At 59.4% G+C, this 11203-nt stretch carries 9 protein-coding genes and 1 pseudogene; 9 read left to right on the top strand and 1 reads right to left on the bottom strand.

Features of this window, described 5'->3' with window-relative positions; genetic code table 11:
• The 3 genes from B7L72_RS15590 to B7L72_RS15600 form a co-directional block, all read left to right on the top strand.
• Positions 1 to 705, top strand: a 705-nt coding sequence (locus tag B7L72_RS15590) for a LysR family transcriptional regulator substrate-binding protein (protein ID WP_254893830.1), incomplete at its 5' end; no start/stop codon positions are given.
• 186 nt (positions 706 to 891) lie between these two features.
• A complete protein-coding gene (locus B7L72_RS15595) occupies positions 892 to 2034 on the top strand; it encodes a Fic family protein (protein WP_081137375.1) in 1143 nt (380 codons plus the stop codon).
• Positions 2035 to 2312: 278 nt separating this feature from the next.
• Positions 2313 to 2894 carry a DedA family protein gene (locus B7L72_RS15600; protein ID WP_157808941.1) on the top strand — a complete coding sequence of 194 codons (582 nt, stop codon included), beginning with the start codon at positions 2313 to 2315 and terminating at the stop codon, positions 2892 to 2894.
• Between the two features lie 34 nt (positions 2895 to 2928).
• Here B7L72_RS15600 and cml read toward each other — a convergent pair.
• Positions 2929 to 4116: pseudogene (gene cml, locus B7L72_RS15605) on the bottom strand (CmlA/FloR family chloramphenicol efflux MFS transporter).
• 540 nt (positions 4117 to 4656) lie between these two features.
• Here cml and B7L72_RS15610 point away from each other — a divergent pair.
• The 6 genes from B7L72_RS15610 to B7L72_RS15630 all read left to right on the top strand — a co-directional run.
• Positions 4657 to 5820 carry an iron-containing alcohol dehydrogenase gene (locus tag B7L72_RS15610; RefSeq protein WP_081137379.1) on the top strand — a complete coding sequence of 388 codons (1164 nt, stop codon included), beginning with the start codon at positions 4657 to 4659 and terminating at the stop codon, positions 5818 to 5820.
• Between the two features lie 52 nt (positions 5821 to 5872).
• The gene (locus tag B7L72_RS18990; protein WP_254893831.1) at positions 5873 to 6481 is read left to right on the top strand and encodes a hypothetical protein; all 609 of its coding nucleotides are present in this window, start codon (positions 5873 to 5875) and stop codon (positions 6479 to 6481) included.
• A gap of 5 nt (positions 6482 to 6486) precedes the next feature.
• Positions 6487 to 7287: a hypothetical protein gene (locus B7L72_RS18995; RefSeq protein WP_254893832.1), complete on the top strand. Its 801-nt coding sequence runs from the start codon at positions 6487 to 6489 to the stop codon at positions 7285 to 7287.
• Positions 7288 to 7410: 123 nt separating this feature from the next.
• Entirely contained in the window at positions 7411 to 9033 is a 1623-nt protein-coding gene (locus B7L72_RS15620) for a sigma 54-interacting transcriptional regulator (protein WP_081137383.1), read from the top strand.
• Positions 9034 to 9113: 80 nt separating this feature from the next.
• Complete coding sequence (locus B7L72_RS15625) at positions 9114 to 10568, top strand: NAD-dependent succinate-semialdehyde dehydrogenase (RefSeq protein WP_081137385.1); 1455 nt, start codon at positions 9114 to 9116, stop codon at positions 10566 to 10568.
• A gap of 531 nt (positions 10569 to 11099) precedes the next feature.
• On the top strand, positions 11100 to 11203 hold a 104-nt coding region (locus B7L72_RS15630), incomplete at its 3' end, for a helix-turn-helix domain-containing protein (RefSeq protein WP_176212915.1).

Here is an 11203-nt window from a genome sequence, read left to right on the forward strand (position 1 = left end):
GTACTCGCTAGCGCGAGAAAGATCATGGGTGAGCTGCAGGTGCTTAGTCATCAGGTATCGCACCACCATCATGAAACCGATACGACGCTCAAGATTGCCGCGATACCCAGTGCGCTGCATGGTTGGTTAGCCTCGGTGCTGTCAGTCTTTTCGAGCCGATACCCAGAAGCCATGGGGTTGGTGCTGGAAGGTGTAGAGGAGGAAATCAAGGAGTGGGTAGAAAGCGGCGTGGTGGATGTTGGCATCACGACGGATACCACGCGGCTCAACCTAGGCTATTGGCGTGAGCACTTTGATTGGCAGTTGATCAGACAGGACGAGATCGTTGCTGTGCTGCCCAGCAGCCATCCGTTGAGCCAGCACGCCAGCGTAAGCGTCTCAGCGCTGGCCGAGCACCCGTTGGTCATGTCATCCGGGGGCTGTGAGGCGTTGATTCAGCAAATTTTTGCAAACTCCTTGGAAGCATCGGAAGGCGTGGTGCAGGTCGATTTTTGGGTGCGCGATACACGCACGTTGCTACAGATGGTGGCTAACGGTGTGGGCGTCAGCCTGGTGCCCACGCTGGCGTTGGTGAATAAGCTCAACGCCGACCTGGTGACACGCTCGTTGTCGCCTTGTGGCGTTCGCCAACTGATCGCCTTCTGGCCCAAAAAGAAGCCGCTTGGGCCCGTCGGGCAGCAGTTGCTGCAGGCGTGCGGTGCTTAACCAGGCAAGCAATAGGCGAGCAGATCCATCTTCGTGTGATGAATAGCGACTATCTCGATGCACTCTTGGACCATCAGAGAAAAGAGTGGGGGATGTCGCCGAGGCAAGCCCATCCACTAGCCCATGAGCCGAATATCAACCATAATTGGCTCATCATCTGATCCGAATAGGCGGGGCAATCGGCTCATGTATATCTGGGAACAGCCACATTGGCCGCATTTTGAGTGGGATGAGTCCGCACTGCGGCCTACCCTGGATGCCGTGCGGCTGCTTCAGGGGCGCGTGTTGGGTAAAACCGAGGCGGCGCCTGGGCAGGCGGATCTGGATCTGGAGGTGGAGATGGATGCGCTGATACAGAACGCCATTCGTACTAGCGAAATCGAAGGCGAGCGTCTGGATGTTGGCTCCGTGAGGTCTTCCGTGGCTCGCCAGCTGGGCATCGAGCGGGCTGGTATATCTGGTAGAACAACCCCTGAGTCCGAGGCATTGGTCGATCTATTGCTGCAATCCACGCGTCAGCTGGATGAGCCGTTGACCCATGGGCGGCTGTGCCTGTGGCAGTCCATGCTGTTTGTGAAAGGCCCTGGCCTGATGGGTCAAGTGCGTGTGGGCGAGCTACGCGGTGACCACCCCATGCAGGTGGTGTCGGGGCGGCTGGATCGACCTACCGTTCATTTTGAAGCGCCTCCCCGTGAACAGCTGGAAGCCGAATTGGATGCGTTTCTAACGTGGTTCAACCAACCGCTAGAGGGACTGGATGGGCTGGTGCGGGCGGGTATTGCACATCTATGGTTGATCACCTTGCACCCCTTTGATGATGGCAATGGGCGGGTCACACGCGCCGTTACCGACCGGGCGCTTGCGCAGGCAGAACGGCAGTCGGTGCGCTTCTACTCTCTGAGTGCGGCAATCATGGCGCGGCGAAGCGCTTACTACGACTACCTCGAAAGTACCCAGAAGGGCAGTCTCGATATTACGCCTTGGTTGTTGTGGTTCCTCGATACGCTGAAAGAGGCGCTTGAGCAGGCGTTGTTAAGAATCGACCGTGTATTGGTCAAGGCTTCCTTTTGGCAGCACCATGCCACTACGGTACTGAACGAACGACAAATCAAGGTGCTGAACCGTTTGTTGGATACCGCAGGAGAGGAGTTTGCGCAGGGCATTAATGCCCGCAAGTACCAATCGTTGGCCAAGGTGAGCAAAGCGACCGCCACGCGGGATTTGGCTGAACTGGTAGAGAAAGGCTGCCTTTTCAGGCTGCCTGGCGGCGGGCGGAGCACACGTTATGCCTTGGTGGAGCATGGCAAAGGGCTGCCCGGTGAATACTGATGGCCAGGAGTCACTGCCCGGTGGGCCACCCCGAACCCAGAAAGCCATAGAAGTGTCATAGTAAAAATGACCCAGCTCGACGCTGGCAGACGTATAATCGCTGCACACGCCATCGCCCTTGTTGACGTGCTTTGAAGACGAGATGTCGGCTTTCATCTGGCTGACGTGGCGTCCCGGTATACGTGTGGCGATGGGCATATCAGCATCATCCTGAATCGTGATAGAGATTGCGTTTACGTGGCACCCACCTGGCGGGGTTACTTGATGGATGAATGCACATGACGCTTGATTATTTCGTGGCGAACTATGGCAGCCTCGGCTTGTTCGTGGGGGCGAGCCTGGAGGGTGAAGCCGTCGCGATGCTGGGCGGCATCATGATGCATCGGCACCTGATCGGGTTTGGTGAAGCGGTGGTCTCGCTTGCCTTGGGCGCTTTCCTGGCAGACCAGGTGTTCTTCCTGCTCGGGCATGGGTGGCGCAATAGCGCCATCGTTCGCTCGGTTCAGCGTAGCGTGGCGGGTGAGCGGGTACTGACGACGTTCAACGCCCACCCGAATACGTTCGCGTTCTCCTTGCGGTTCCTTTATGGGCTGCGCATGGCCGGTGCGGTGACCATTGGCACGACCAAATTTCCCTGGCCCCGTTTCATCGTGCTCAATGCGCTGTCGGCGCTGATCTGGTCGGCCGCCTGGGTCACGCTCGGTTATCTGTTTGGTCAGGCGCTCGCGCCACTGTTTGAGCGATTGAGCAGCCTTTCCCATGTGGTGTTGGCAGGGGTGGCCGCCGTGCTTTGCGTCGCGGTCGCGGCCGTGGTGGCCACTCGGCGGAGAAGGGCTCAGCGCTTGACGACGCGCGATTGAGCGCAGCCACCCCTGCACACGCATTACCCTATCGTTACCGCCTCCGCCAGGCTAAGCCGGTGAGCAGCCCCAGCGTGAGCGCTGCCATGCCGCCGGTGTAGGCGATCAGCGGCCACGCCGTGCTGCCATCCAGCATGACCACCACCGCAGTGCCTACGCCACCCACGATCAGGCTCTGCACTCAGAAGTGCAGCGCCACGGCGGTGCCAGCCATGTCGTTGAAGGCGTGCAGCGCGCCGTTGGCGGTCACGGAGGTGATCAACACGATGCCCACGGCGGCGAGCCACATCGGTAAGACAAACGACCACAGGCTTGGCGTGAAGAACACTTCCCCCAGCCCCAGCAGGCCTGCGCTGGCCAGCAGAATCAGCGCGCCACGCAGGGCGCAGCCGGGAATGCCCCAGCGCGTCACGAAACGTTTGGCAAAGCGCGCCGTCACGATCATGACCAAGGTTACCGTCGCAAAGGCCACGCTGAACCCCAACTCGCTAAAGCCCGCCCCTTCGATGAGCACTCGGGGGGCCGTCGAGAAGAACACGAAAAACGCCCCCATGGCGGTCCCGAACGCGACCGTATAAACCCAGAAATGAGCGCTGTTGAGCACGCGCCCCATATCCGCCAGGCGGGTGGGGGCGTATGCCTTGCGTGTTTCATGCCATCTCGGGAAGGCGTAGCCGAGGGTCAGCAGGGCCAGAATGCCCAGGGTGATGAACAGGGCGCTCCAGCCCAGGTAATGGGCTATCAGCGCGCCCGCGATAGGCCCCAGCGCAGGCACCACCGCCAGCATGGCATTCATCAGGCTGTAGATGACCGCGCTTTCCGGCGTGTTGGCGTACACATCGCGCACCGTGGCGAACATCGCGACCAGCATGGCGGCGGCCCCCATGGCCTGCACCAGCCTGAGCAGCACGAATAGCCAGGCTTCCGTGGTGAACGCCAGGAAGAAGGAGGCCGCCGCAAAAACGAGGGTGCCGCCTATCAGGATGGGGCGACGACCCAGGCGGTCTGAAAGCGGGCCAAAGAGGATCTGGCCCACGCCCAGCATGATCATGTAGAGCGTCAGCGTGAGCTGAACGACCTCGGGCGTGGTATTGAGAATGCCCGGCATGGCGGGCACCACCGGCAGGTAGATATCCATGCCGAGTGAGGCAAGCAAGTTGAAAGGGGCCAGCAACGCCAGCGCCAGGGGGAGGCGATAAGCCCAAGAGCTTGGGTTTTGAATAGGCACAGGAAAAGCTCCGTACGAATCAGCGTATTCGACGGCGGCCTGCAGGGCATCGATGGGATGGTCAGGCTGCCGCAACAACGAGTGAAGCAGGGTTGTTGCGGCCTAGCGGTCTGCTTTTTTGGAACCCATGGGTGCTTTCCGGGAGGTGACGTTGCGGTGCCTTTGGCGTTGTTAGCGTATCAGAGACAAAAAGCGCAGACCAGGCCATGCCCGTTGTGTATCGGATATTGGTGTTGGATTTTTCTCGATGACAAAATTCATCGTGCTAGCTGCATGGCGATGATTTTTTTCCTGACGACTTTGCTAAAAACGAACGTTGGTCTTCTTTAGTTTTTCTATATCCCTTTTAATTCATGTGCTTGCGGGGTTTTTTGTTGTTGGCACGCGGTTTGCTACATGGTTTGCTACAAGTGTTCTGCCGTAAGCGTGGTTAGCTACAAGTAGTGCGCTAAAGATAGCGTGCCAATGCGTAAACGATAGCCAAGGCGCTTTGGCGCGTTCCAACAATTAACAATAGAGAATAGGAAGCACGTTATGCAGTTGAATCGGGTGAGCAGTTTCAAGAGTGCGGGTAAGTTGATTACCGGACAGGGGGCCAGTGAACAGTTGGGCCTGCATGTACAGGCACTGGGCATGCAGAATCCCTTGATCGTGACGGATGCCGGGGTGGTGGCCTCAGGCACGCTGGAGGGGGTTACCAGGCAGTTGCAGGCCTTGGGGCTTTCCTGTGGTGTGTTCGATGGTGTAACCCCAGAGCCGGAAGTGGCTATCGTGGAAACCTGCACGGAGGTGTTCGTGTCGGACCAGCACGATAGCGTGATTGCCGTGGGCGGCGGCAGTGCCATGGATATCGCCAAATGCGTGGCGGTGTATGCGCGCCATGAGGGGCCGCTGGAAGCGCTGTTTGGCGAGCAGCAGGTGCGCCAGCGTGAGGTGCCCTTGATTGCCATGCCCACTACCGCAGGGACTGGGTCGGAGGTGACTAACATCGCCATTCTGTCCGACAAGGTCCAGCAGATGAAAAAGGGCATCGTGAGCGATTGCCTGCTGCCGGATGTGGCGATCGTGGCGCCCGAGCTGACGCTGAGCTGCCCGCGCAGCGTTACGGCTGCCAGCGGTGTGGACGCGCTGGTGCACGCGGTGGAGGCGTATCTTTCCAATTTTGCGACGCCTATCACGGACGCCTTGGCGGTCAAGGCCATGGGGTTGATCGTTTCGGCGTTGCCGAAGGCGTTTGCCAATCCTCAGCATCTTCAGGCCCGCGAGGACATGGCGACCGGTAGCCTGCTAGCGGGGCTGGCGTTCGGCAATGCGGGGGTCGGGGCAGTGCATGCGTTGGCGTATCCGTTGGGCGGGCGTTATCAGTTGGCCCATGGGGTGACCAATGCGCTGCTGCTGCCCTTCGTGATGGAGTGGAACAAGCTGGCGTGTGTGGAGCGTTTCCGGGGCATCGCCCAGGCTTTTGGCGAGCCGGTGGCGGGGCTTTCCGACCATGCGGTGGCCGATGCCGTGATTGCGCGTATGCATCGCTTGTGTGCCGAGGTGGAAATTCCGTCTGGCTTGCGCTCGTTCGATATCCCTGAGTCAGCGATTCCCGAGCTGGCTGCCGAAGCTATCAAGGTGGAGCGGCTGCTGCGCAATAATCCCAGGGTCTTGAGCCTGGAGGATATCGAGGCCATCTATCGCGCTGCCTACTGACGCGGTGACGCGTTACTAACAATACCAATAAAATTGATCAGGAGTTCATGCCATGAGCGCTTGGAAACATCGCGTTGACGGTGAGGAGAGCCCGTACACGCCGTTAGGTCCGTTCAAGCTTCGCTTGCCTTTCTATCACTATCGCTTCGAGCTGCCTGACTATTTGCAGGGGCTATTGATGTGTGCCGTCGATCTGGCGGCGATTCCGCTCATGATGCAGTTGCTGGGGATGCCTTTCGAGGCGGCGCTGGCCATCGTGATTTTGAACGGTTTGCTGTATCTGCTGCACCATCTGCTGGGGGACCCGGTGATCCCTGGCTGGATTACGCCGGCCATTCCGCTGTTGATGGCGTATGTGGCGACCTTCCCCGAGGGGGTCGATAGGGTGCATGCGTTGATTGCTTTCCAGATGATGCTGGGGGGCCTAGCCATCGGTCTGGGGGTCACGGGCATGGCCAGCAAGGTGGTGCGGCTGATTCCTTCGGCCATCAAGGCGGGGGTGATCATGGGCGCTGGTCTGGCGGCCATCGTGGTGGTATTCGATGAGGGTGGCCGCTTCGAGCAGTACCCCTTTACCATCACGATTGCCGTGGGTGTGGCCTTTTATCTTATTTTTTCCCGCCATTTCAATAAGCTGAAAGCCCAGGGTGGGGTGCGGTAGGCAAATTGGGGATCTTTCCGATCATCGTGCTGGCTATCGTGGTGGCTCCGCTGTTTGGGGAAGCGCCATGGCCCGATGTGGAATGGGGGTTCAGCCAGCCTGACTTCGCGTTGATGTTCAGTGAGTACACGGTGTTCGGCGTGGGCATGCCGCCGCTGATGATGTTTCTGACGGCGATTCCTACGGTGTTGGCGGCGTATATCGTGTTGTTTGGCGATGTGTTGCAGAGCAAGGCGCTGCTGGAGGAGGCCGATGAGAAGCGCCGCGACGAGAAGATCGACTATAACCCCAACCGTGCCCACATGATCTTTGGTGGCCGTAATTTCGGCATGAGCATTTTTGGTCCGGACGTGGTGATGTGTGGCCCGCTGTGGGCGGCAATGCATGTGGTCACGGTTGAGCGTTACAAGCAGGGCAAGGCGGCGATGAACTCTATCTTCGGGGGTTCTGGGTCGTTCCGTTGGGGAACCAACACGGGGTTGCTGCTGCTGCCCATCGTGAGTCTGGTAGAGCCTATTCTGGGCATTGCGCTGGCGCTGACGCTATTGATTCAGGGCTATGTCAGCGTACGCATCGGCATCATGGAGGCGCGTAGCCAGCGTGATCTGGGCATTGCCGGAATTATTGCGGCAATGCTGGTCATCAAGGGCGCTACCTGGGCCTTTGCCGTGGGGATTCTGCTGTGCGCGCTGATTTACGGTCGCCGTTTCTTCTCGGGCGAGGTGGACAAGACCTTCGTGAAGGATTGGGAGGAAGCGTCCGTGCCTTCTGCTGACCCTGAACCTCGGGTCCCGCTGCAAAAGTAGTCGACATGACGCTGTGCAGGCCGAGCCGCCGGGTTACGCTGGGGTTCGGCGCCGTGTGCTGGCCAATCGTGCGGTTCGGCCAGCCATGGCGGGATGGTTCGCAGTTATCCCTGGAGGGAGATCATGCAGCGAATAGAGGCGTGCCTTTCATTGGCGGCGGCATTGCCCTTGTTTGAGCAGCACGGTACGGATGCGGTGGAGGTGTTTCATCGCCAGGGCCAGGTGATTGGGGTGTTGACCCGTACCGATATCGAGCAGGCTCAGCGGGAAGGGGCACTCGACCAGCCGGTGGAGGCACATTTGCGCTACCGGGTCACCGGTGCGAAGCCAGCCCTTGAGGCGGCAGAGGTGGAGGCGTTCGGGTTCGATGAGGAGCCCATGCGTTCTTTGCTGGATGCCTTGCACGATGGGGTCTATATCACCGATGCCAACGGTATCACGGTGACAATCAATCAGGCTTATGAGCGCATCACCGGTATTCAGCGGGAGGAGGTGGTGGGCTTCCACATGGCGGATCTGGTCAAGGCGGGGTTCATTTCCAAATCGGCGTCGCTGGAGGTGATTCGTGAGCTGCGCCCGATCACGCTGGCGCAGACGATCCATGGTAGCCGCAAGATTGTGGTCACGGGGACCCCGCTGTTTGGTCAGGACGGCAGGTTAGCCTATGTGGTGACCAGCGTTCGCGATATCACGGAGCTGCTGCTGGCCAAGCATGCCCAGGAGCAGCTTGAGCAGATCGAGCGTATCCGTGAGGCGTATCAGGTGCGAGAAGTATCGGCGCTGAGTGCTCCCGGGGTGATTACCAGCCCGAGCACGGAGCCTTGCTTCGACCTGGCGCGCCGGGTGGCAAAATCGACGGCCAAGGTTCTGATTCAGGGCGAAACCGGTACCGGAAAGACCTTGTTGGCGCGTTATATCCATCAGCACAGTGACCGTTCGGATGGCCCGTTCATGGAGTTGAACTGTACGGCGTTTCCGGAAGGGCTACTGGAGGCCGAGCTGTTTGGCTATGCCGCCGGGGCATTTACCGGTGCTGCGCCCAAGGGTAAGCAGGGGCTGCTGGATGTGGCCCATGGGGGAACGCTGTTTCTGGATGAGATCGGTGACTTGCCCATGGCCTTGCAGGTAAAGCTATTGAAGGTGGTGGAAGAAAACCGCTATTTGCCTGTGGGTGATACCGCGTTTCGGCAAGCCAACGTGCGGTTGATTACGGCGACGCATCAGGAGTTGTTGGAGCGTGTACAACAAGGGGCTTTTCGAGAGGATCTCTTCTATCGGCTGAGTGTGGTGCCGCTGCGGTTGCCACCGTTGCGGGAGCGGCGCGAGGAAGTGATTCCTTTGCTGCAGCATTATTTAGTGCACTTCAATCAGTTGCACGGTATGTCGCACCGCTGGTCACCCGAGGCGTTGGAGCTGCTGGCGGGGTATGCGTGGCCGGGCAATATACGCGAGCTGATGAACCTCACCGAGCGCCTGGTCGTGACCCTGGAACAGGAAGAGGTGACCTCGGCAGATTTGCCCCGTGAGCTATTTCCCAGCCCCGGCCAAGCCGCGGCACCGGAAGGGCCGCGTGCACTTTGCGAGCAACATTCCTTGCGCCATCAGGTGAGCCGATTCGAGCGGCAAGTGATCGAGCATGCGCTGGCCTTGCACGGGTCTACTCGCGCGGCAGCGGCAGTATTGGGCGTGGACCAATCCACGTTAGTGAAAAAGCAGCGCCGCTGGCGCGATTCACCGTTGGGGTAAGGCAGCGCTGACACGCCAGGTTCTACGCCAGGTCCTATCCCACGGTTTCAATTCTATCAATGACAATACAGGAGTAGGTGATGCAGATTCAGTCGTGGATTCATGAGGCGGCTTATATCAACGGCGAGTGGGTGACGTCGGAGAGTGGCGAGCAGGTGGCGGTGACCAACCCGGCAGACGGTGCGACGCTTGGGCATGTGCCTGCCCTGAGCGCCCAGCAAGTGGCAAGTGCCATCGAGGCGGCCAACGTGGCGCTGCCCGCCTGGAAGAGCAAAACCGCTGCGCAGCGGGCGGCTGTTTTGAGCCGCTGGCATGCGCTGATCATGGAGAACGAGGCGGTGCTGGGCGAGCTGATGACGCTGGAACAGGGCAAGCCGCTGAGGGAGGCGCGGGGTGAAATCGGCTATGCCGCCAGTTTTATCGAGTGGTTTGCCGAGGAGGCCAAGCGGATTTATGGCGATACCATTCCGGGCCACGCGGCAGATAAGCGCATCATTGTCACCCGTGAGCCGGTGGGGGTCTGTGCGGCCATTACGCCGTGGAATTTTCCGGCGGCGATGATTACTCGCAAGGTGGCTCCTGCGCTGGCCGCAGGCTGTACCATCGTGGTGAAACCTGCCATGGAGACGCCGCTGACCGCGCTGGCCTTGGCGGCACTGGCCGAGCAGGCGGGAGTACCTGCCGGGGTGATCAATATCGTCACTGGGGATGCACAGACCATTGGCCAGGTGCTGACCGAAAGCCCAGTAGTGCGCAAGCTGAGTTTCACCGGTTCTACGGCGGTGGGTGCCAAGCTGATGGCAGCCTGTGCGCCGACGGTGAAGAAAGTGTCGCTGGAGCTGGGAGGCAATGCCCCGTTCATTGTGTTCGATGATGCCGATATCGACGAGGCGGTGGCCGGGGCAATCGATAGCAAGTTCCGCAATGCCGGGCAGACTTGCGTATGCGCGAACCGTATCTATGTGCAAAGTGGTGTTTACGACACCTTTGTGGAGCGGCTGGCGCAGCGAACTCAGGCCTTGAAGGTGGGCGCTGGCAGCGAGGAGGGGGTGGATATCGGGCCGCTGATTTCCGAGAAGGCGGTGGCCAAGGTGGAAGAGCACCTTCAGGATGCCTTGGCCAAAGGAGGGCGAGTGCTGGCTGGAGGGCAGCGCCATGCGCTAGGGGGGACCTGGTACGCACCCACGGTGGTGGCCGAGGCGACAGCGGACATGGCATGTGCCCGCGAGGAGACATTCGGCCCTCTGGCACCGGTATTCCGCTTCGAAGACGAGGCTGAAGTAATTCGCCTGGCAAACGATACGGAGTTCGGGCTGGCGGCCTATTTCTATGCTGAAAGTGTCTCGCGCATCTGGCGCGTTTCCGAGGCGCTGGAGTACGGCATGGTGGGCATCAATACCGGTTTGATTTCAACGGCGGCGGCTCCGTTCGGTGGGGTCAAGTCTTCAGGCATCGGCCGCGAAGGCTCGCGTTACGGGATCGATGAATATACCGAGATGAAGTACCTCTGCCTGGGTATCAAGCAGGCGGAGTAGCCTTCACTTTACTAAGCTGTTTTTAGTTCCAAGGCCCCGGGTGAGAGCTCTCACTGCGGGGTTTTTTGGCCCTTACTAGACGTTTAGGTTAGTGAGCTGCGTATTACTACGTATAGGTATCAGTAGCTTCTCCGCCTAGCCTGATTAGGTGATAACAATGACAACATGGAGACTACCCACTTTGAATGTGGCTAATTATCTAGCAGTCAATGCGCAGCGCTTTCCCGAACGGACGGCGATATTTGCAGGCGAGCATCCGGCGCTCAGTTACGTGATTTGCCCATGGCCAGGCAATGGCGGGGGAGTATCCTTGTAGCGGCCAAAAACACTGGGCCAAGATATATCGCGTACCATGGGGGGCACACTCACTGCCGAGGCCCCCATGCCATGCCCCGCGTTGCCATCTTCGTAGACACTCAGAACGTTTACCAAACAGCGCGTAATGCATCGCCCAGTCGGGCGGTGATACAAGCGCGCACCGCGTAGCGGTGCCAGATTGACTTCGCCTCATTGCCCTGATATTTATACAGTATGAAAAAGCGTGCCTACAAAGAACGGTTCTACCCCACCTCCGAACAGGCTGAGCTGCTGGCGCAGTCGTTCGGGTGTGCCCGTTTTGTCTGGAATAATACCCT

Origin of the sequence: Halomonas sp. BC1 (assembly GCF_002078135.1) — a bacterium.
Classification (GTDB): domain Bacteria; phylum Pseudomonadota; class Gammaproteobacteria; order Pseudomonadales; family Halomonadaceae; genus Vreelandella; species Vreelandella stevensii.

What these genes read in the sequence shown, in the direction of transcription:
- B7L72_RS15595 (WP_081137375.1), top strand. Translation starts at nt 892, where the DNA reads ATGTATATCTGGGAACAGCCACATTGGCCGCATTTTGAGTGGGATGAG.
- B7L72_RS15600 (WP_157808941.1), top strand. Translation starts at nt 2,313, where the DNA reads ATGACGCTTGATTATTTCGTGGCGAACTATGGCAGCCTCGGCTTGTTC.
- B7L72_RS15610 (WP_081137379.1), top strand. Translation starts at nt 4,657, where the DNA reads ATGCAGTTGAATCGGGTGAGCAGTTTCAAGAGTGCGGGTAAGTTGATT.
- B7L72_RS18990 (WP_254893831.1), top strand. Translation starts at nt 5,873, where the DNA reads ATGAGCGCTTGGAAACATCGCGTTGACGGTGAGGAGAGCCCGTACACG.
- B7L72_RS15620 (WP_081137383.1), top strand. Translation starts at nt 7,411, where the DNA reads ATGCAGCGAATAGAGGCGTGCCTTTCATTGGCGGCGGCATTGCCCTTG.
- B7L72_RS15625 (WP_081137385.1), top strand. Translation starts at nt 9,114, where the DNA reads ATGCAGATTCAGTCGTGGATTCATGAGGCGGCTTATATCAACGGCGAG.